16 protein-coding genes and 1 pseudogene are annotated in these 20,609 nt (G+C 71.7%); 11 read left to right on the top strand and 6 right to left on the bottom strand.

Annotated features, from left to right (window positions below; genetic code table 11):
* Position 1: 1 nt before the first annotated feature.
* From ACICHK_RS32295 to ACICHK_RS32280, 4 genes and pseudogenes are all read left to right on the top strand, one after another.
* The gene (locus ACICHK_RS32295; RefSeq protein ID WP_406839647.1) at positions 2 to 2,149 is read left to right on the top strand and encodes an acetate--CoA ligase family protein; all 2,148 of its coding nucleotides are present in this window, start codon (positions 2 to 4) and stop codon (positions 2,147 to 2,149) included.
* 124 nt (positions 2,150 to 2,273) lie between these two features.
* Positions 2,274 to 3,665: an OFA family MFS transporter gene (locus ACICHK_RS32290; RefSeq protein WP_151472998.1), complete on the top strand. Its 1,392-nt coding sequence runs from the start codon at positions 2,274 to 2,276 to the stop codon at positions 3,663 to 3,665.
* Positions 3,666 to 3,697: 32 nt separating this feature from the next.
* Positions 3,698 to 4,083, top strand: a pseudogene (locus tag ACICHK_RS32285) (MFS transporter); the annotation flags it as partial.
* Between the two features lie 239 nt (positions 4,084 to 4,322).
* Positions 4,323 to 5,717, top strand: a complete 1,395-nt coding sequence (locus tag ACICHK_RS32280) for a low temperature requirement protein A (protein ID WP_406839646.1) — start codon at positions 4,323 to 4,325, stop codon at positions 5,715 to 5,717.
* Here ACICHK_RS32280 and ACICHK_RS32275 read toward each other — a convergent pair whose 3' ends face one another.
* The 4 genes from ACICHK_RS32275 to ACICHK_RS32260 form a co-directional block, all read right to left on the bottom strand.
* Positions 5,718 to 6,392, bottom strand: a complete 675-nt coding sequence (locus tag ACICHK_RS32275; protein ID WP_192582686.1) for a GntR family transcriptional regulator — start codon at positions 6,390 to 6,392, stop codon at positions 5,718 to 5,720. It abuts the gene before it with no gap.
* Between the two features lie 186 nt (positions 6,393 to 6,578).
* The gene (locus tag ACICHK_RS32270) at positions 6,579 to 7,526 is read right to left on the bottom strand and encodes a beta-ketoacyl-ACP synthase III (protein WP_406839645.1); all 948 of its coding nucleotides are present in this window, start codon (positions 7,524 to 7,526) and stop codon (positions 6,579 to 6,581) included.
* Positions 7,527 to 7,662: 136 nt separating this feature from the next.
* Entirely contained in the window at positions 7,663 to 7,797 is a 135-nt protein-coding gene (locus tag ACICHK_RS32265; protein WP_406839644.1) for a hypothetical protein, read from the bottom strand.
* A complete protein-coding gene (locus ACICHK_RS32260; RefSeq protein WP_406839643.1) occupies positions 7,766 to 9,097 on the bottom strand; it encodes an OFA family MFS transporter in 1,332 nt (443 codons plus the stop codon). The genes ACICHK_RS32265 and ACICHK_RS32260 overlap by 32 nt, the downstream gene beginning before the upstream one ends.
* 212 nt (positions 9,098 to 9,309) lie before the next feature.
* Between ACICHK_RS32260 and ACICHK_RS32255 the strand changes: the two genes are divergently transcribed.
* Together ACICHK_RS32255 and fdhD are read left to right on the top strand one after the other, a co-directional pair.
* Positions 9,310 to 10,281 carry a 2-dehydropantoate 2-reductase gene (locus ACICHK_RS32255; RefSeq protein WP_406839642.1) on the top strand — a complete coding sequence of 324 codons (972 nt, stop codon included), beginning with the start codon at positions 9,310 to 9,312 and terminating at the stop codon, positions 10,279 to 10,281.
* Between the two features lie 172 nt (positions 10,282 to 10,453).
* Entirely contained in the window at positions 10,454 to 11,317 is an 864-nt protein-coding gene (gene fdhD / locus ACICHK_RS32250) for a formate dehydrogenase accessory sulfurtransferase FdhD (RefSeq protein WP_406839641.1), read from the top strand.
* Positions 11,318 to 11,450: 133 nt separating this feature from the next.
* Here fdhD and ACICHK_RS32245 read toward each other — a convergent pair whose 3' ends face one another.
* On the bottom strand, positions 11,451 to 11,993 hold the full coding sequence (locus ACICHK_RS32245; protein ID WP_406839640.1) for an isochorismatase family protein: 543 nt from the start codon (positions 11,991 to 11,993) through the stop codon (positions 11,451 to 11,453).
* Positions 11,994 to 12,227: 234 nt separating this feature from the next.
* Between ACICHK_RS32245 and ACICHK_RS32240 the strand changes: the two genes are divergently transcribed.
* Positions 12,228 to 14,225, top strand: coding sequence for an exo-alpha-sialidase (locus tag ACICHK_RS32240; RefSeq protein ID WP_406839639.1), 1,998 nt, complete (start codon positions 12,228 to 12,230; stop codon positions 14,223 to 14,225).
* 76 nt (positions 14,226 to 14,301) lie between these two features.
* Here ACICHK_RS32240 and ACICHK_RS32235 read toward each other — a convergent pair whose 3' ends face one another.
* Positions 14,302 to 15,432, bottom strand: coding sequence for a bile acid:sodium symporter family protein (locus ACICHK_RS32235; RefSeq protein WP_406839638.1), 1,131 nt, complete (start codon positions 15,430 to 15,432; stop codon positions 14,302 to 14,304).
* A gap of 144 nt (positions 15,433 to 15,576) precedes the next feature.
* On the opposite strand from ACICHK_RS32235, the gene ACICHK_RS32230 reads away from it, so the two are divergent.
* The 4 genes from ACICHK_RS32230 to ACICHK_RS32215 all read left to right on the top strand — a co-directional run bounded on the left by ACICHK_RS32230 (position 15,577) and on the right by ACICHK_RS32215 (position 20,595).
* Entirely contained in the window at positions 15,577 to 16,449 is an 873-nt protein-coding gene (locus tag ACICHK_RS32230; protein WP_406839637.1) for a LysR substrate-binding domain-containing protein, read from the top strand.
* Positions 16,450 to 16,776: 327 nt separating this feature from the next.
* Positions 16,777 to 18,603, top strand: a complete 1,827-nt coding sequence (locus tag ACICHK_RS32225; protein ID WP_406839636.1) for an AMP-dependent synthetase/ligase — start codon at positions 16,777 to 16,779, stop codon at positions 18,601 to 18,603.
* 295 nt (positions 18,604 to 18,898) lie between these two features.
* Positions 18,899 to 19,690, top strand: coding sequence for an aldo/keto reductase (locus tag ACICHK_RS32220; protein WP_151473052.1), 792 nt, complete (start codon positions 18,899 to 18,901; stop codon positions 19,688 to 19,690).
* Positions 19,691 to 19,899: 209 nt separating this feature from the next.
* On the top strand, positions 19,900 to 20,595 hold the full coding sequence (locus tag ACICHK_RS32215; RefSeq protein ID WP_406839635.1) for a glycoside hydrolase family 75 protein: 696 nt from the start codon (positions 19,900 to 19,902) through the stop codon (positions 20,593 to 20,595).
* The last annotated feature ends 14 nt before the right edge of the window (positions 20,596 to 20,609 follow it).

Genomic DNA, 20,609 nt, shown 5'->3' with positions numbered 1-20,609 from the left:
GATGGCGGCACGGGACCGGGTGGCGCGGGTACGGGCGCTGCTGGACGGCGTCCGGCGCCAGGGGCGCACCGCGCTGACGGCGCCGGAGGGCAAGGAGATCGCCGACGCCTACGGGATCGCCGTGCCCGGCGAGGAGCTGGCCCGCGACGAGGACGAGGCGGTGGCCCACGCGGAACGCTTCGGCGGCCCCGTGGTGATGAAGATCGTCTCCCCCGACATCCTGCACAAGACCGATGCGGGCGGGGTGCTGGTCGGCGTCGAGGGGGAGGCGGACGTACGGGCGGCCTTCCGGACGGTCGTCGGGAACGCCCGCGCGTACGACGAGCGCGCCCGGATCCACGGCGTCCAGGTGCAGGAGCTGGTCCCGCCGGGGCAGGAGGTCATCGTCGGCGCGGTGACCGACCCGACCTTCGGGAAGGTCGTCGCCTTCGGGCTCGGCGGTGTGCTCGTCGAAGTACTGAAGGACGTCACCTTCCGGCTCGCTCCCGTGGACGCCGACGAGGCGCTGTCGATGCTCGGCTCGATCCGCTCGGCACCGGTCCTGCACGGGGTGCGCGGCGGGCCCGCGGTGGACCGGACCGCCCTCGCCGAGCAGATCCGCCGGGTCTCCGAACTCGTCACGGACTTCCCCGAGATCGCGGAGGTGGACCTCAACCCGGTGATCGCGGGCCCGGACGGCGCCGTCGCGGCGGACATCCGCGTGATCCTCGGCGCGAGCGCCCCGCCCGCGCGGCGCCGGTACACCCGGGACGAGATCCTCGCCTCCGTGGACCGGCTGATGCGGCCGCGGTCGATCGCCGTGATCGGCGCCTCGGACGTGCCGGGCAAGATCGGTCACGCGGTGCTGCGCAACCTGGTCGACGGGGGCTTCGCGGGCGAGATCCATCCGGTGAACCCCAAGGCCGACGACATCCAGGGGCGCAAGGCCTACGCGAGCGTCGCGGACATCCCCGGCGAGGTGGACGTCGCGGTGTTCGCCGTCCCCGCCCGGGCGGTGGCACGGGTCCTGGAGGAGGTGGGACGCAAGAACATCCCCAACGCGGTCCTGATCCCCTCCGGGTTCGCGGAGACCGGCGAACAGGGGCTCCAGGACGAGATCACGGCCATCGGCGAGCGGTACGGCGTCCGGCTGCTCGGCCCGAACATCTACGGCTACTACTCGACCTGGCAGGACGTGTGCGCCACGTTCTGCACCCCGTACGACGTGAAGGGCGGTGTCGCGCTCACCTCGCAGTCCGGCGGGATCGGCATGGCCGTCCTCGGGTTCGCGCGGACCACGAGGACGGGGGTGTCGGCGATCGTCGGGCTCGGCAACAAGGCGGACCTGGACGAGGACGACCTGCTCACCTGGTTCGGCGAGGACCCGCACACCCGGTGCGTCGCCATGCACCTGGAGGACCTCAAGGACGGCCGCGCCTTCGTGGAGGCGGCCCGCGCCACGGTCCCGAAGAAGCCCGTCGTCGTCCTGAAGGCCGGGCGGACCGCCGCCGGCGCGCGGGCCGCGGGCTCGCACACCGGAGCCCTCGCGGGCGACGACGCCGTGTACGACGACGTCCTCCGGCAGGCCGGGGTCATCAGGGCCCCCGGGCTGAACGACATGCTGGAGTACGCGCGCGCCCTGCCGGTGCTGCCCGCTCCCCGGGGCGACAACGTCGTGATCATCACCGGCGCGGGCGGCAGCGGCGTCCTGCTGTCCGACGCGGTGACCGACAACGGACTGTCCCTGATGGAGATCCCCCCGGATCTCGACGCCGCCTTCCGGGAGTTCATCCCGCCCTTCGGGGCGGCGGGCAACCCGGTGGACATCACGGGCGGGGAGCCGCCGTCGACGTACGAGGCGACGATCCGGCTCGGCCTGCAGGACCCGCGCGTCCACGCGCTCGTCCTCGGCTACTGGCACACGATCGTGACCCCTCCCATGGTCTTCGCCGAGCTCACCGCGCGCGTGGTGGCCGAATTCCGCGAACGCGGCGTCGAGAAGCCCGTGGTGGCGTCGCTCGCGGGCGACGTCGAGGTCGAGGAGGCGTGCCGGTACCTGTACGAGCGGGGGGTCGTGGCCTACCCGTACACGACCGAGATGCCGGTGGCCGTCCTCGGCGCGAAGTACCGCTGGGCCCGCGCGGCAGGACTGTTGGGAGGCCGCCCATGACATGAGGACGCGCGGGGCCGGCCGGCGGTGCGTCCGTCGGCCGGCCCGGGACCCACGGACGCACGAAAGGCATGTGGCAGGGGGCGCTGACTCGTTCTTTCGACGCAAGGGGATCTCGATCGACATGACAACCACCGGCTACTCGACTCCGGTGCCTCATCGAGAGGTGAAGGACCGGCACGGACGCGTGTACCGCGTCGGCGAGAGAGACATCGACATCATGGGCCGCAAACGCGCCTGGATGGTCTTCCTGCCCTGGGCGGGCATGCTGGGCATCAGCTCCGCCGAGTACGCGTTCACGTCCGCGGAGGACACGCTCCACGAGGCCCACCTGTGGAGCAGCGGACACATCTTCTGGCTGATGGGCGTCTGGGTGTTCTTCCAGGCGGCCGTGGCCTTCCCGGCCGGGCAGCTGCGCGAGAGCGGCAGGCTCCCCGCCCGTACGGCGATGCTGCTGGGCGCGCTCGGCACCCTGCTCGGCTATGTGTCCCTGGCGTTCGCGCCGCACGTCGTGGTCGCCTATCTCGGCTTCGGCATGTGCAGCGGCATCGGGGCGGGTCTCGTCTACGCGACCTGCGTGAACATGGTCGGCAAGTGGTATCCGGAGCGCAAGGGCGGCAAGACGGGCTTCGTCAACGGCGGTTTCGCCTACGGGTCCGTGCCCTTCGTCTTCCTGTTCACCTCGTACATGGACCTGGGCAACTACCGGGGCGTCCTGGTGGGCGTCGGTCTGCTCTGCTGCACCGTGGTCGCGGCGGCCGGCTGGTTCTTCAAGGACCCGCCGAAGGGCTGGTGGCCGCCGGACGTGGACCCGCTGAAGGTGCCGGACGACCCCAAGGTCCGGCGGGCGCTGGAGAAGAACCCGCCGGCGCCGAAGCAGTACACCCCGAAGGAGGCCGCGCGTACACCTGTTCTGTGGATGATGTGGTTCTGTCTGCTGTGCACGGCCGGCATCAACATCTTCGGCATCGCCTTCCAGGTCCCCTTCGGCAAGGACATGGGCTTCGCGGGCGGGATCGTGGCCACGGCGATGTCGCTGAAGGCCATCGTCAACGGCACCGGGCGCGGGGTCATCGGCTGGATCTCCGACCGGGTCGGGCGGCGCCACACGCTGATCATCGTGTGTCTGGTGCTCGGTTCCGCCCAGTTCGGCGTGCTGGTCTCCGGCCAGATGGGCAGCATGCCGTTCTTCCTGTTCTGCTCCATGGTCTCCGGTTTCGGCGGCGGCGCGATCTTCCCGCTGTTCGCGGCCATGACGGCGGACTACTTCGGCGAGAACAACAACGCCTCCAACTACGGGATGGTCTACAGCTCGAAGCTGATCTCGGGCCTCGTGGGTTCCGGCCTGGGGGCGGTCGTCGTCGACGCGTGGGACTACCACGGCGCCTTCGTGCTCGCCGGGTCCATCGGTCTGGCCTCCGCCGTACTGGCCCTGTTCCTCAAGGCACCGGACCGGCCCCGCGCCCGGGGCATCGTTCCCAATCCGCACCCGCTCGGCGAGGAGACGGCGTCATGACGGCGGAACCCGTCGCGGCGGAGGACCCGCCGGTGGGCTTCGGTCCGCTGGTGGCGGCCTCGTCGATGGGGGTGATGGCGGTCGTCAACGGTGTGGGCCGGGGGTGGTGGGCCGGCTGTCCGACACCTGGGGGCGCAGGCAGACCCTGGTCTTCGTCATCGTGGTCCTCGGGCTCGCGCAGTTCGGCGTGATCTGGGCCAGCGGCATCCACAACGAGGCGCAGTTCCTGTTCTTCGCCTTCCTCTCCGGGTTCGGCGGCGGGCTCGGTTCGATGGTGGTCGCCGCCTGGGGCTACGACGGCGCCTACGCGCTGGCCAGCGGCGTCTCCATGGTGGCGGCCGCGATCGCCCTGCTGCTGCGGCAGCCGGGGCGCAGCACCGCGGACACCTCGGCGCCACGGCCACAGCCGGTCGGCTGAGCGCCCACGGGCCGCGCCGACACGGGCGGCCCGTTGCCCGCACCCCGTACCCCGTACCCCGTATCCATTACCCAGTACGGGAGTTGACCGTCCGCGGCCCGAACGGGGTGGCGGCCCTCCTCGCGCCCCGGCGGGGAGGGCCGCTTCCGCGCGCCCCCGTGGACCGGCGGGTGAAATGCCCGCTCCCCGGGCGGAAGGGCCGCATACGATCTCCGGGACCGTCTGTCACGGGGGGACACATGAGCAGAGCAGAGAACGAGGCGGGGCACACGCCGCCGGCCGGACCGACGCGGCCGGCGGAGCCCGGGGACGCCGGCACGGCGGCCCGGAGAACACCGACCGGGACGGCACGCCCACCGGGTGACGGAGCCGGGATCCCGCGTGCGCGCGAGGCGGCACCCCCGCCGGACGGCGGACCCGCGGCCCCGCCCGCGCACGGGGCCGGGCATCCGGCCGGGGCTCCGGCGGGGGACGGGGCCGGGCGGCGGGTCAGTACCCTGGAGCTCTTCTTCGACCTCGTCTTCGTGTTCACCCTCACGCAGCTCACCGTGCTGCTCACCGCCGACCTGTCGTTCGCGACGGCGGCCCGCGTCGCGCTGATCTTCGTGGTGCTGTTCTGGATGTACGGCGCGTACGCGTACCTCACCAACCAGGTTCCGCCCGACCGGCCTTCACGGCGGATCCTGTTGCTGCTGGGCATGGGCGCGTTCCTGGTGTGCGCCCTGGCCGTCCCGCGCGCCTTCGACGACGGCGGCGTGGTCTTCGGTCTGGGCTTCCTCGGCGTCGTCCTCGTGCACAGCGCGCTCTACACCCGCGGCCACGGCCGCGACGTCATCTGGTACGCGGTGCCCAACTCGCTGGCGGCGCTGGCCGTCACGGCGGCGGGGCTGTTCGACGGCCTCCGCGCCGACGGGCTGTGGCTGCTGGCGCTGGTCCTGCAGTTCGTGACACCGTTCTTCGCCGAGCACGGGGCCAGGCGGCGGGGCGGGCGTGACGCCGCGGTGCTGCGCGCGCAGTTGGGCGCGCTCGACCCGGCCCACTTCGTCGAGCGGCACGGGCTGCTGCTCATCGTCGCGTTCGGCGAGTCCGTCATCGCGATCGGCATCGGGATCGGGGACCGGCCGCTCACCGCGGACCTGTTCGCCGGCGCCTTCCTCGCGCTCGCGCTGGCCGGGGCCCTGTGGTGGACGTACTTCGTACGCGACGAGCACGCCGCGGAGGCCGCGTTCACGGCGGCGGCGCCGGACCGTCGCTGGCGTCTGGCCATGAACGCGTACTACTACGCCTTCCTGCCCATGCTCCTCGGCATCGCCTACTGCGCGGCCGGGGTGAAGAAGACGCTCGGCCATCTCACCGAGCAGTCGGGCACCGGTCCGGCGCTGGCGCTCGCGGGCGGGGTCGCGCTGTTCCTCGCCGGGGACGTGGCGTTCCGCTCGGTGCTGCGGCTGGGGCCGGTGACGTTCCGCGCGGTCGCCGTGCCCGTCGCGGCGGCCACCGCGCTGCTCGGCGTCCGGCTCTCGGCGGTCGCCGAACTGCTCGCGCTGGTCGCGGTGTTGGTGGTGATGCTCGGCGTGGAGGCCCGCCGGTCACCCGCCCGCCCCGTCCCCGGGGACGGGGCGCCGTCCGCCGGGTGACTACTTCTCGCGGTCGTGGTACATCTTCCGCGTGTGTTCGGTGTGGGCCCGCATGACGTCGGTGGCCCGCTGTTCGTCGCGTTCCGCTATCGCGGCGATCAGCTCGCGGTGTTCGATCCAGGACTGGCGGCCGCGCTGCCGGGCCACCGGCGTGTAGTACCAGCGGACCCGGCGGTCGACCTGCGCGGCGAGTTCGGCGAGGACCGTGTTCCCGGCGAGTTCCATGACCTTGGCGTGCAGTCGCGCGTTCGTCGCGACCGCGGCGTCGACGTCGTCGGCGGCGACCGCCCGCTCGCCCTCGGCGCACAGGTCCTCGAGCGCGCCGATGGCGGCGGTGCCCGCGTTGGCGGCGGCGAGCCGGGCCGCTTCGGCCTCCAGGAGCGTACGGACCGTGAGGAGCTGGTCGGCCTCCTCCTCGGTCGGCTCGTGCACGAACGCGCCCTGGGCGGGCCGCAGATCGACCCAGCCCTCGGTGCTCAGCCGCTGGAGGGCTTCCCGCACGGGCTGCCGGGACACTCCGAGATGACCGGCGAGTTCGCTCTCCACGAGGTGCTGGCCCGGCTTCAGGGCACGGGTGGTGATGAGTTCGAGCAGCGCCTCGTAGACGCGGTCACGGAGCGGGCCGGGCCGCTCCAGCCTCGGTACCGCTCCCTGAGGCAGTCCTGTCGACAACATCACGGTCCCTCCTGGGCGGCGTCGTCGCCGCGATAGGAAAGTCGGTCATCCATTGTCTTTCGCCTACAGTCTACGGCGCACAAACGCCAGGCAGACGGGGGAGTCGGCCTTGTCACACCCGGGGAGGCGGAGGCGGACGAGCGGCTCGGCCGCCTCACGGACAGCGGGCGGGCGGCCCGGTGCGGCTCACGGACAGCGGACGACCTGTCCGGCGTAGGAGAGGTTGCCGCCGAAGCCGAACAGCAGGACGGGATCGCCGGCGGAGACCTCTCCGCGCTCGACGAGCTTGGAGAAGGCGAGCGGGATGCTGGCGGCGGAGGTGTTGCCGGAGTCGACGACATCGCGCGCGACGACGGCGTTCACCGCGCCGATCTTCAGGGCGAGCGGCTCGATGATGCGCAGGTTGGCCTGGTGCAGGACGACTCCGGCGAGGTCCTCGGGCGCGAGGCCGGCGCGCTCGCAGGCCTTCCGGGCGATCGGCGGGAGCTGTGTGGTGGCCCAGCGGTAGACGCTCTGCCCCTCCTGCGCGAACCGCGAGGGGGTGCCCTCGATGCGCACCGCGTGCCCCATCTCCGGCACCGAGCCCCACAGCACGGGCCCGATGCCCGGCTCCTCGTCCGCGGGGCAGGCCTCGACCACGGCGGCCCCCGCGCCGTCCCCGACGAGGACGCACGTGGTGCGGTCGGTCCAGTCCGTCACGTCGGTCATCTTGTCGGCGCCGATGACGAGCGCCCGGGTCGCGGCACCGGCGCGCACGGCGTGGTCGGCGGTGGCGAGGGCGTGGGTGAACCCGGCGCAGACGACGTTGACGTCCATCGCGGCCGGCGAGGGGATGCCGAGGCGGGCGGCGACGCGGGCGGCCATGTTCGGGGAGCGGTCGACGGCCGTGGAGGTGGCGACGAGGACGAGGTCGATGTCGCCGGGCGTCAGACCGGCCGAGGCGAGCGCCTTGGCGGCGGCGTGCGCGGCCAGCTCGTCGACCGGTTCGTCGGGTCCGGCGACATGGCGGGTCCGGATGCCCACGCGGCTCCGGATCCATTCGTCACTGGTGTCGACCATGCCCGCCAGGTCCTCGTTGGTGAGTACCTTGGCGGGCTGGTAATGGCCGACGGCGGCGATCCGTGTGCCGTTCATGGGTGGTCCCCCTCGTGCCTCGGGTAGCGGGATCCACCAGTCTGATCAATGACTCACCAGTACGACGGCAGGTGAAGCCACAGGATTGCGGCGCCAGGCTTGTCGGCTTCTGTCAGACCTTGGGACGTCCGAACACCTACCCGGAGAACAGTTGAGCGGCCTTCTGTGCGAGCTCGTAGACGCCGTAGCACAGGGGTGCGCCCACCCACAGCCAGGCGAGGACGATCAGGGCCCGCCGGTCAGGCGGACTCGGGCTGCTGTCGTGCGACATCGGCGGCCTCCCTCGGCGCGGGAACGTGGTGGCGGACGTGCACGGGGCGCACGAACTCGTTGGCGACGAAGCCGACGGCGAGCAGCCCGATCATGATCAGGAACGACAGTCCGTACAGGGACGAGCCGTGTCTGCCCGCCGCCTCCTGGTGGTCGGCGATCCGGTTCACGATCAGCGGTCCGAGGACGCCCGCGGTGGACCAGGCGGTGAGCAGCCGGCCGTGGATGGCGCCGACCTGGTAGGTGCCGAACAGGTCCTTCAGGTACGCCGGGACCGTGGCGAAGCCTCCGCCGTAGAAGGAGAGGATCACCAGCGCGCTCAGGACGAACAGCGGTTTCGAGGAGTCCCCGAGCCAGGCGATGAGCGCGTACATCAGGGCGCCGACCCCGAGGTAGACCCGGTAGATGTTCTTGCGTCCGATCAGGTCGGAGGTCGAGGACCAGCCGATGCGGCCCGCCATGTTGGCGGCGGAGAGCAGGGCGACGAATCCGGCGGCCGCGGAGGCGGTGACCGGGGTGGAGCCGTCCGCGAAGAAGTCCGTGATCATCGGCGCGGCCTTCTCCAGGATGCCGATGCCCGCGGTGACGTTCATGCACAGAATGATCCAGAGGCACCAGAACTGCGGGGTGCGGACGGCGCTGCGGGCGGAGACCTGGACGCCGTCGAGCGCGCTCGGGCCCGACGCGGCCGGCCTCTCGCCGCGCGGCACCCGCACCAGCAGCACGCCGAGCGTCATGAACACGGCGTACGACAGCCCGTGCACGAGGAAGGCGAGCGCGATCCCGGAGGAGTCGGAACCGAACGACTTCAGCATCTGGGCGGACCAGGGCGAGGCGATCAGGGCGCCGCCGCCGAAACCCATGATCGCGATGCCGGTGGCCGTTCCGGGCCGGTCCGGGAACCACTTGATCAGCGTGGAGACGGGTGAGATGTAGCCGATGCCGAGGCCCGTGCCGCCGATGAAGCCGTAGCCGAGGACGATCAGCCAGTACTGCTCGGTGGCCGCGCCGAGCGCGGAGACGAGGAAGCCGGAGGAGAAGCAGACGAGGGCGACGGTCATGGCCCAGCGCGGACCGTTGCGCTCGACGAGGGTGCCGCCGAACGCGGCCGACAGGCCGAGCATCACGATGGCGAGCTGGAAGGGCAGAGCGCTCTGCGTTCCGCTGAGACCGAGCGCGGATTCGAGCGGCGGCTTGAAGACGCTCCAGGCGTAGGCCTGGCCTATGGAGAGGTGGACCGACAGGGCGGCGGGCGGGACGAGCCAGCGGCTCCAACCGGGCGGTGCGACGGGAGGGCTCATGATCCGGGACGATAGGAAGCGGCCGCCCGGCTGTGAAGCGCCGTGACACGACCCGTCGACCGTATGCGGTGAGCGGTATTCCTGGTGCGACGAACGGTCACCGGACCGGTCCGCCCACCCCCTTGTCGGCCCCTGCTCCATCCTGTAGACAATATTTCGTCGACAGAGTTCGGCAGTTCCTCGGTACCCTCGACCGAACGGAGCGCCACACAGTGAGAGTCGCAGTTCTCGGCGCCGGTGCGATCGGCGCCTACGTCGGCGCCGCTCTGCACCGCGCGGGCGCCGACGTGCACCTCGTCGCCCGTGGACCGCACCTGGAAGCCATGAGGCGGCACGGCGTCCACGTCATCAGCCCGCGCGGGGACTTCACCGCGCGGGCCCACGCCACCGACGACCCGGCCGACATCGGTCCGGTCGACTACGTCTTCCTCGGCCTGAAGGCCAACTCGTACGCGGCGTGCGGGCCGCTGATCGAGCCCCTGCTGGGCGCCACCACGGCGGTGGTCGCCGCCCAGAACGGCATCCCCTGGTGGTACTTCCACCGGCACGGCGGACCCCACGACGGCCACCGGGTGGAGAGCGTGGACCCGGGCGGCGCGGTCAGCGCGGTGCTGGCGCCGGAGCGGGCGGTCGGCTGCGTCGTGTACGCCGCGACCGAACTGGAGGGACCGGGCGTCGTCCGTCACCTCGAGGGCACCCGGTTCTCCGTCGGGGAGCCCGACCGGTCCGTCTCGGCGCGCTGCCGGGTGTTCAGCGACGCCATGCGGGAAGGCGGGCTGAAATGCCCCGTCGAACCGGAGCTGCGCAATGACATCTGGCTCAAGCTGCTCGGCAACATCTCCTTCAACCCGATCAGCGCGCTGGCCCGCGCCACGATGCGGCAGATGTGCCTGCACGGCGGAACGCGCGAGGTCATCGAGATCATGATGACCGAGACGCTGGCCGTCGCCCGGTCCCTCGGCTGCGAGGTGGGGGTGTCGATCGAACGGCGCCTCGCGGGTGCCGAGCGGGTCGGCGACCACCGCACCTCCACGCTCCAGGACCTGGAGCGCGGCAAACCGCTGGAACTCGACGTGCTGCTCGCGGCCGTCGTGGAACTGGCGGAGATCACCGCAGTGCCGGTGCCGACGCTGCGGACCGTGTACGCCATCTCGGACCTGCTCGCGCTGCGGACGGCGGCCTGAGCGCGGGGCGGGCCGCCGCCCGCCGAGGCGTCACGCGGCCCGCTCCGCGGGTGCAGGACAATGAGGACGTGAAGGTCATCCCCGCGCCACACTCCGGGTGACCCGAACGGCAACCGCCGGTTGAAGGGCCGATCCGGCCGGCCGCACGTACGGAAGCGGGACTGATCAGGACATGGGACGAGTCACGGAACGACGCAAGGTGATCCGCATCCGGGACGGGGCCGTGAGCACCCGCCCGGACACGCTCGTCGCCGAGGAGCCGCTGGAGATCCGGCTCAACGGCAAGCCGCTGGCGATCACCATGCGCACCCCGGGCGACGACTTCGCGCTGGCCGCGGGCTTCCTGGTGAGCGAAGGGGTGCTGGGCCGGGCCGACGAGCTGCAGAACATCGTGTACTGCGCGGGCGCCACGGTGGACGGCTCCAACTCGTACAACGTCGTCGACGTGCGGACGGCGCCCGGGGTCGTCGTCCCCGACATCACGCTCGAACGCAACGTGTACACGACGTCGTCGTGCGGTCTGTGCGGCAAGGCCAGTCTGGACGCGGTCCGTACGACGGCCCGCTGGACCATCGACGACACGCAGGGCGGCACCGCTCCCCCGGTGCGGCTGGAACCCGATCTGCTCGCGAGCCTCCCCGAGCGGCTGCGCGCGGCCCAGCGGGTCTTCGACCGGACCGGGGGCCTGCACGCGGCGGCACTGTTCACCGAGGAGGGTGAACTGGTCGACATACGCGAGGACGTGGGCCGGCACAACGCGGTCGACAAACTGGTCGGCCGGGCCCTGCAGGACGGGACGCTCCCGCTCTCCCGGACGGTCCTGCTGGTCTCCGGCCGGGCCTCCTTCGAGCTGGCGCAGAAGGCGGTGATGGCGGGCATCCCGATGCTGGCGGCGGTCTCCGCCCCGTCGTCCCTGGCCGTCGATCTGGCGGCGGAGACCGGTCTGACCCTGGTCGGCTTCCTGCGCGGCTCCAACATGAACGTGTACGCGGGCGAGCACCGCGTCACCCTGCGGGCCACGGCCGTCCAGGGCTGACACCGGCTCCCCGCGGCACGGCGGCGGGGGCCCCGGACGGCGGGGAGCGCCCCCTGCGCCGGAGGGGGCCCCGCCTCGGCCCCGGGCCACCACCGCCCCTCCGTGCGCGACGGACCTCGCCCGCGCCGGGGGTTCACCGCTCCGAGAAGCGCACCTCACCGGCGGTCACGACCGTGCCGAAGCGCGGGAAGTCCAGGCGGACCGAGGCGTCGTGCTCGGCGGAGGTGAACGCGGCCATCGCGTCCTCCACGAAGACGAGCCGGTAGCCGAGGTCGTCGGCGGCGCGCGCGGTCGACTCGACCCCGAGGTTGGTGGCGATCCCCCCGAACACCAGGGTGGAGACCCCGTGTTCGCGCAGCCGCTCGTCGAGGCCGGTGCCCTGGAAGCCTCCGGTCGTCCGCTTCACGATCTCCAGATCCCCCTCCACGAGGAGCCCGTCCACCAGTCCGCTGCCGGGCGGCTGCTCCGCGACTCCCGGCCGCTCGACCCGGACGAGCACGACGAGCGCACCCGCCTTCCGGAAGGACGCCGCCAACTCCTCCGCCGCGGAGAGGACTTCGGTCCCCTTGTACGGCTCCAGGGGCAACGCCACGATGCGCTCCATCAGATCGACGAGCACGAGGGCGGTGCGCGCCGGGTCGAGGGCGGGACGGAGTTCGGCTCGGGGTGCGGTCATGACGGAACGTTATCCCGCAGCGACCGTCGGTACCGGAGATGCGGACCGGCGAGCCCTCGGGACATTCTTCGCCGAGCGGGCGCACAGACGCGCGAATTCTGGCGCGAACACGACCACCACATGCTCCTTGTGGGGTGCACGGAGGCCCAAGTAGCCTCTGCGGCGCGAACGTTGGACGTGGGATGTCCAGAGAATCCGGATTGCCCAGCCGCCGTACGAAGGGCAGGTCGCACCATGCCGTCACGCCTTTGCAGCCGTCTGAGATCCACCTTCGCCACCCTCCCCGGACACGGCTCGCGCGCGCGTCCGCGAGCCGTTCCTCCCGCCCGGCCGGGACCCGCCCCGGTCACCCGGCCGGGCCCCCGCACCCGCACCCGCATCCGTCTCGAAGCCGCCCTGACGGCCGCCCTGAGCATCGCCGCGCTGGTCGCGCTCCCGGGCACGGCACGGGCCGAACCGGTCGCCGCGAGCGGCGAGTTCGAGCAGCAGGTGCTGTTCAAGGCTTCCCAGGATCCGGGCTACGCCTGCTTCCGCATCCCCTCCGTCGTCCGGACGACGGAGGGAACACTGCTGGCCTTCGCCGAGGGCCGCGTCCTCAACTGCGGTGACGCGGCCGACATCGACATCGTGGTGAAGCGCTCCACCGACGGAGGGCGCACCTGGAGCCCGCTCCAGGTCGTCAACGAGGGGAACGGGGACACCCACGGCAACCCCACCCCGGTCGTGGACCGCGAGACCGGCCGGATCGTCCTGGCGGAGACCTACAACACGGGCCGCACCGACAGCGCGGGCTGTTCGGTGCCCTGCGACCGCACCCCGCACCTCCAGTACAGCGACGACGACGGCCTCTCCTGGTCGCGGCCGCGTGACCTGAGCGACGAGATCCTGCCCCCGAACTGGAACTCCTGGTACGCCACCGGCCCGGTGCACGGCATCCAGCTCACCCGCGGCCGGCACGCGGGACGGCTCGTCTTCGCCGTCAACACCGAGACCTGGGACGGCACCCGGGTCACCGCCAACAACGCCGCCCTCATCACCAGCGACGACGGCGGCGACCACTGGGACATCGGGGCCACGGACTCCTGGCCGATCGCGGCCGACGGCACCTTCCGGCAGAAGCCGTCCGAGATGACGCTCACCGAGCGCACCGACGGGTCGGTCCTGGTCAGCGGGCGCGAGCAGGACGGCACCGACCTCGGCCACCGTGCCCAGGCGGTCAGCAGGGACGGCGGCGACAGCTTCCTCTCCCCCTTCCGTGACCTCCCGGACCTCTACGCGCCCCAGGTCCAGGGCTCGACCCTGCGCGTCGGCGACCGGATCCTGCTCTCCTGCCCCGCCGACCCCGACCGCCGCCGGACCATGGCGATCCGCTCCTCCTACGACGGCGGACGCACCTGGGACAGCGTCGACCGGGGCACGGTCGTCACCACCGACTGGTCCGGCTACTCCGACCTGGTGCGCGTCGACGGCGACACCGTGGGCCTGCTGTACGAGGGCGGCGCGGTCGACGCGCGCGACGAGATCCGCTTCGCCCGCTTCACCGAGGACTGGCTCCAGCCGCGCCGGGGCCCCGACCCGACGACGGCCGACCTCGCTCCGTTCACCCGGCGGGCGGCGGTCCTCGGCGGCCCGGGCGAGACCTCCGGCGTCCTCGGCGGCGCGCTGGAGTTCGACGGCACCGACGACGCCGTACGGCTGCCGTACCAGGACCGGCTGCCACTGGGGACGAAGGACTTCACGGTGTCCCTGTGGTTCCGCTACACGGCCACCAGCGGTGAGCAGCCGCTGCTGTGGATGGGCGGGATCGGCACGAGCCAGCCGCAGGTGTGGCTGCGCGGGGAGCCGGCGTCCGACCGGATCACCGGGCTCATCACCACCAGGAACGGCGCGTCGCCCCCGGCCACGGCGTTCGTGCGCACCACCGGCTCCTTCAACGACGGCCGGTGGCACCATCTGGCGCTGCGCCGCGGCGGCGGACAGCTCACCCTGTTCCTCGACGGGACGACGGTCAGCGCGGCGGACGTGCCCGGATCGGTGAGCCGGAACTCGCCGTTCGGTGTGCACATCGGCCAGCGGATGGACAGCCGGGCGTACTTCACCGGGGCGATCGACGAGGTGCGGGTCCACGACCGCGCGTTGAGCGACGAGGAGCTGTCGGCGCCGCCCTCGCGGAAGGTCACCCCGGACACGGTGCTGTGGCTCCCCCTCGACCGGGTGAGCGACAAGCCTTAGGGGCGGGGTCCGCCGGTGACGGCGGCCGGCGCCCCGGCGAGCGCGGGCGCGCCGTCGGGTGAGCCGCCGGACACGGTCAGCGGCCCGCCGTCGTCACTGCCGGGGCGACCCGGGTTCCGGGGGAGCGGGCGGGGCCGCCGGCCCGGGCCGCTCCCCCGGTCGTTCCGGCGCCGCCGCCCGCTCCCGTCGCGCCCCCGGTGCCGGCCCGCCCGTCCGGGCCACCGGGCAGGCCGGTCGCCTCGGGATCGCGGGCCCGGCGTCTGGCGATCACCGCGCACACCATGAGCTGCATCTGGTGGAAGAGCATCAGCGGGAGCACGGCGAGGGAGGCGTGCGCGCCGAACAGGACTCCGGCCATGGGCAGGCCCGAGGCGAGCGACTTCTTGGACCCGGCGAACTGGATGGCGATCCGGTCCTCCCGGCCGAAGCGCAGGGCCTTCGCGCCGTACCAGGTCAGGGCGAGCATCACGCCGAGCAGCAGCGCCTCGACGACGAGGAGTCCCGCCAGCCGGACGGCGCTGACCTGGCTCCAGATGCCCTGCACCATGCCCTCGCTGAAGGCGGTGTAGACGACGAGCAGGATCGAACCGCGGTCGACGAGGCCGAGGACCTTCTTGTGGCGGGTGATGAACGCGCCGATCCAGGGGCGCAGCAGCTGTCCGGCCAGGAACGGCACCAGCAGTTGCAGCACGATCTTGACGAGCGAGTCCGTGGAGAAACCGCTGCCGCTGCCGCCGAGGAGGAGGGCGGCGAGCAACGGGGTGACGACGATGCCCGCGAGCGAGGAGAAGGAGCCCGCGCAGATGGCGGCGGGGACGTTGCCGCGGGCGATCGAGGTGAAGGCGATCGACGACTGGATGGTCGAGGGGACGAGCGTGAGGAAGAGCAGGCCGGTGTAGAGGTCGTGCGTCAGGAACGCCGGCTCCAGGCCGCGGGCGGCGAGACCGAGCAGCGGGAAGGCCACGAAGGTGCAGATCAGGACCGTACCGTGCAGCCGCCAGTGCTTGAGGCCGTCCAGCGCCTCACGGGTGGACAGGCGTGCGCCGTACAGGAAGAAGAGGAAGGCGATGGCCGCCGTGGACGCGCCCGAGACGACGTCCGCCGCCGTACCGCTCGCGGGGAACAGGGCGGCGAGGCCCACCGTCCCGAGCAGCAGCAGGACATAGGGGTCGACCGGCATCCAGCTCGGCCACTGCAGGCGTTTCACGGTGCTCCACTGCTCGGTTGCTCGGTTCGGTGCGTCTGGTCCTCGTCGGCGGATCGTGCCCTCTCCATCGTCCTCTCCCGGACCGCGATCGGGAATCCGTCATACCGCTCTGACTGTCATCACGTATCGCGATAACGTGGGGGCGTGTACGACCCTTCCCAGCTGCGGACGTTCCTCGCGGTGGCCCAGACGCTGAGCTTCACTCAGGCCGCCCGGCGGCTGGGGGTGCGCCAGTCCACGGTCAGCCAGCACGTGCGCCGGCTGGAGGACACCGCGGGACGGCAGTTCTTCTCCCGCGACACCCACTCCGTCGAGCTCACCGAGGACGGTGAGGCGATGCTCGGGTTCGCACGCCGGATCCTGGAGGTCCAGGAGCAGGCGGCGGCGTTCTTCACCGGGACACGGCTGCGGGGCCGGCTGCGCTTCGGCGCGTCCGAGGACTTCGTGCTGACCCGGCTGCCGGAGATCCTGGAGAGGTTCCGCACCGACCACCCCGAGGTGGACCTGGAGCTGACGGTCGAGCTGTCCGGCACCCTCCACGAACAGCTCGCCGCCGGGCACCTCGACCTGGTGCTGGCGAAGCGGCGGCCCGAGGACCCGCGCGGCGAGCTCGTCTGGCACGACCGTCTCGTGTGGATCGGCGCCCGGCGGCTGCGGCTCGACCCGGACCGCCCGGTCCCGCTGATCGTCTACCCGCCCCCGGGCATCACCCGCGCGCTCGCCCTCGAGGCGCTGGAGCGCCAGGGCCGCCCGTGGCGCGTCGCGTGCACCAGCGGCAGCCTCAACGGCCTGATCGCGGCGGCCCGCGCGGGCCTCGGCGTGATGGCCCACTCGCGGGGACTCGTGCCGCCCGGCCTGGTCCGGGTGCCGGAACGGGCCGGGCTCCCGGAGCTCGGCGAGGTCGACTTCGTACTGGTGCACGGCCGCCGTCGGCCGTCCGCACAGGGTGCCGCGGACGCGCTCGCGACGGCAATCCTCGCGGGCGGGGACCGTCTGCACCGGGGGCGGCGGGACTGACGAGCTCGTCAGGGCCTGTCCGACAAGCCCTGGGAACCCGGAGCCGGGTCACCCGGCTCCGGCGGCCGAACCGCCCGGAACGAGAAATTCCGAATCAGCTCCCCGAAGCGCCCGGATCCTAGCGCCGGGTCGTAGCGATTCCGTGGAGATTAAGGAATCGAAACCTACGGAACCGTAGGAAATTCTGTCCGACCCTTCCCCTTGTGCGGGCATTTATGCGGTTGACCTGTGCGGACGCCGCGCCCCCCGGCGGTTCGGACCCCCTCCCGTCCGCTCACACGGTGGGGTAGCTTTCACGGCGCTGTGCGGAGGCCACGAGGAGCGGGATTGCGAGAGTTCACCAACCCCCCGTTGGCGTCGGCGCCGCCGGTGGGCGGCCTGGCCGACGCCGTGTTCGAGTACGCCCGGGTGGACCCGCTCCACGTCGCCCTCGGCCGCAAGGACGAGCGGGGACAGTGGCGCGACGTCACCTCGGCCGAGTTCCGGGACGAGGTCCTGGCGCTCGCCAAGGGCATGCTGGCGCAGGGAATCCGCTTCAACGACCGGGTCGCCATCATGTGCCGCACCCGCTACGAGTGGACCCTCTTCGACTTCGCCCTGTGGACGATCGGCGCCCAGGTCGTGCCCATCTACCCCACGTCCTCCGCCGAGCAGGTCTTCTGGATGCTGCACGACGCGCAGGTGTCGGCCGTCATGGTGGAGCACGAGGACCACGCCATGACCATCGCCACGGTCGTCGACCGGCTGCCCCAGCTGCACAAGCTGTGGCAGCTCGACGTGGGCGCGGTGCACGAGCTGTACGAGGCGGGCGCGCACCTCGACGACGAGGTGGTCCACCGGCACCGCCGCGCCGTCACCCCCGAATCGATCGCGACGATCATCTACACCTCGGGCACGACGGGACGCCCCAAGGGCTGTGTCATCTCGCACGGGAACTTCATGTTCGAGGCGGACACCGTCATCGCGCGCTGGGAGCCCGTCTTCCACTCCAAGCGCGGCGACGAGGCGAGCACCCTGCTGTTCCTGCCGCTCGCGCACGTCTTCGGGCGGATGGTGCAGATCGCCGCGTTCCGCGGGAGGGTCAAGTTCGGGCACCAGCCCCAGCTGAACGCGTCCGCCCTGCTGCCGGACCTCGCCGCGTTCCGGCCCACCTTCTTCCTGGCCGTGCCGTACATCTTCGAGAAGGTCTTCAACTCCGCGCGCCGCAAGGCCGAGAGGGAGGGCAAGGCAGGCCCCTTCGAGAAGGCCGTGGACGTCGCCGTGCGCTACGCGGAGGCCGTCGAGGCCAAGGCCTGGGGCACCGGCCCCGGCCCCTCGGCGAGCCTGCGCATGCAGCACCAGGTCCTCGACAAGCTCGTCTTCTCCAAGGTGCGGGCCGCGATGGGCGGCCGGGTCCGGCACGCGATGTCCGGCGGCTCCGCGATGGACCGGCGGCTCGGGCTGTTCTTCGCGGGCGCGGGCATCACCGTCTACGAGGGATACGGGCTCACCGAGTCCACCGCCGCCGCCACCGCCAACCCGCCCGAGCGCACCCGGTTCGGCACCGTCGGCCAGGCGATCCCCGGCACCACCGTGCACATCGCGGACGACGGCGAGATCTGGCTGAACGGCGGCAACGTGTTCCAGGGCTACCTGAACAACGACAAGGCCACCGACGCCACCCTGCACGACGGCTGGCTCGCCACCGGCGACCTCGGGTCCCTGGACGAGGACGGCTACCTCACGATCACCGGGCGCAAGAAGGAGATCCTGGTGACCTCCGGCGGCAAGAGCGTCTCGCCGGGCGCCCTGGAGGAGCGGGTGCGCGACCATCCGCTGGTCGCGCAGTGCATCGTGGTCGGCAACGACCGGCCGTACATCGCCGCGCTCGTCACCCTCGACTCCGAGGCCGTCGAGCACTGGCTCCAGATGCGCGGCAAGCCGTCGCTGTCCGCCGGCGACCTGGTGCGCGATCCCGATCTGGAGACCGAGGTGCGGCGTGCCGTGGTCGCCGCGAACACGCTGGTCTCGCAGGCCGAGTCGATCCGCACGTTCCGGATCCTGGCCAACCAGTTCACCGAGGAGCACGGCCTGCTGACGCCGTCGCTGAAGCTGAAGCGCAGGGCGATCGAGAAGGCGTACTCGGCGGAGGTCGAGGCGCTGTACCGGACGTAGACCGGGACGGACCGGGGAGCGGGCGCGTACAGGGCGGGCCCCGGAGCGGGCGCGCACCGGACGTAGTCGCGGGCGGGCCCCGGAGCGGCGCGTGGAGACCCGGATCGGTCTCCGGCGCAAAGGACCGCGCGATTGATCGGACTATTTCAGCCAATCTTCGATTCTCCGCGCCCGGAGCCCGGTCAGGAATGCATCACGGCCCGTGATCGTTGACGATACGAAGACCATCCGACGACTGAAGGATCGAGAGCTCGTGAGCAAGGTCCCCCCGATCATCCTGAACAACGGCGTCGAGATGCCGCAGCTGGGCTTCGGCGTGTGGCAGGTGCCGGACGACGAAGCGGAGCGAGCGGTCGCCACCGCGCTGGAATCCGGGTACCGCAGCATCGACACAGCGGCGATCTACGGCAACGAGGAGGGCACCGGCAAGGCCGTGAACGCCTCCGGCATCGCCCGCGAGGAGCTCTTCGTCACCACCAAGCTCTGGAACAGCGACCAGGGGTACGACTCCACGCTGCGCGCCTTCGACGCCTCGCTGGACAAGCTCGGCCTGGAGTACGTCGACCTGTACCTGATCCACTGGCCGACACCGTCCCGGGACCGTTACGTCGACACGTTCAAGGCCTTCGAGAAGATCTACGCCGACGGCCGCGCCAAGGCCATCGGCACCTCGAACTTCCTGCCGGAGCACCTGGCGAGGCTGATCGACGAGACGTCCGTCGTCCCGGCCGTCAACCAGATCGAGCTGCACCCCCACCTCCAGCAGCGCGCGGCCCGCGAGTTCCACGCCGAGCAGGGCATCGCGACCGAGGCCTGGTCGCCGCTGGGCCAGGGCAAGGGGCTCCTGGAGGTCCCGGCGATCATCGCCATCGCCCAGAAGCACGGCCGCTCCCCGGCCCAGATCGTCCTGCGCTGGCACCTCCAGCTGGGCAACGTCGTGATCCCCAAGTCCGTGACCCCGGCCCGGATCAAGGAGAACATCGACGTCTTCGACTTCTCGCTGGACACCGAGGACATCGCGGCGATCTCGGCCCTGAACGAGGACCGCCGGATCGGGCCCGACCCGGCCGTGTTCGACATCGGCTGACCCTCCTCCGTCACGTCCGGCACCGGTCCGGCCACGTTCGACCGGCGCCGAAGCCGTCGGCCCGGATGCTCACCGCATCCGGGCCGGCGGCTTTTTCGCGCTCTTGGACCGGACCAATTCGCGCCCGAGCCTTGACGTGGTCATGCAAGCGGGGCCACTTTGGACGCAACCCGGTAAGGAAAGTTTCCTAACAGAAGGGTTCCCCCACAGTGCGCACTCGAACATTGACCCTGCCCGCAGCCCTCGGAGCGGCACTGCTCGCCCTCGCCGCGCTCCCCGCCGACGCCTCCGGCGCCACCGCACCCCGCTCGGCACAGGAGGGTTCCGTCAGCGCGTCCGCCCTCCTCGCCAAGGTGACGTCCTGTTCGCAGATCTCGAACGGCAAGTACAAAACGGACGACGAGACCTCGGCCACGGTCCCCGTCTGCGGCAAGAACGGCGCCGTGTTCTGGAAGGCCGACATGGACGTCGACTGCGACGGCCAGGTCACCGCCAAGTGCAACGCCGACACCGACCCCTGGTTCCAGGACGACACCGCCTTCCACCAGTCCGACGGCCGGGCGCTGCGCGCCGACTCGCTGCCCTACGTCGTCGTGCCGAGCTCCAGCAGCATCTGGAAGTACACGAGTTCGGGGATCAAGGGCGGCGGTGTGGTCGCCGTCGTCTACAACGGCAAGGTCGAGTACGCGGTGGTCGGCGACACCGGACCGACGAAGATCATCGGCGAGGCGTCGTACGCCACCGCGAACGCGCTCGGCATCGACCCGGACCCGGAGACGGGCGGGGCCGACAGCGGCGTGACGTACATATTGTTCAAGAACTCCCAGGTGTCCCCCATCGAGAGCCACAGCGCGGCCGTGTCCCTCGGGGACTCGCTGGCCAGGCAGTTCCTCGCCAATAACTGAGGACCGGGCGGAGA

This window comes from Streptomyces sp. AHU1 (assembly GCF_045343905.1).
Lineage (GTDB): Bacteria > Actinomycetota > Actinomycetes > Streptomycetales > Streptomycetaceae > Streptomyces > Streptomyces triticiradicis.
The sequence above is the reverse complement of the archived record's forward strand: the minus strand, read 5'-3'. Positions and strand labels throughout refer to the sequence as shown.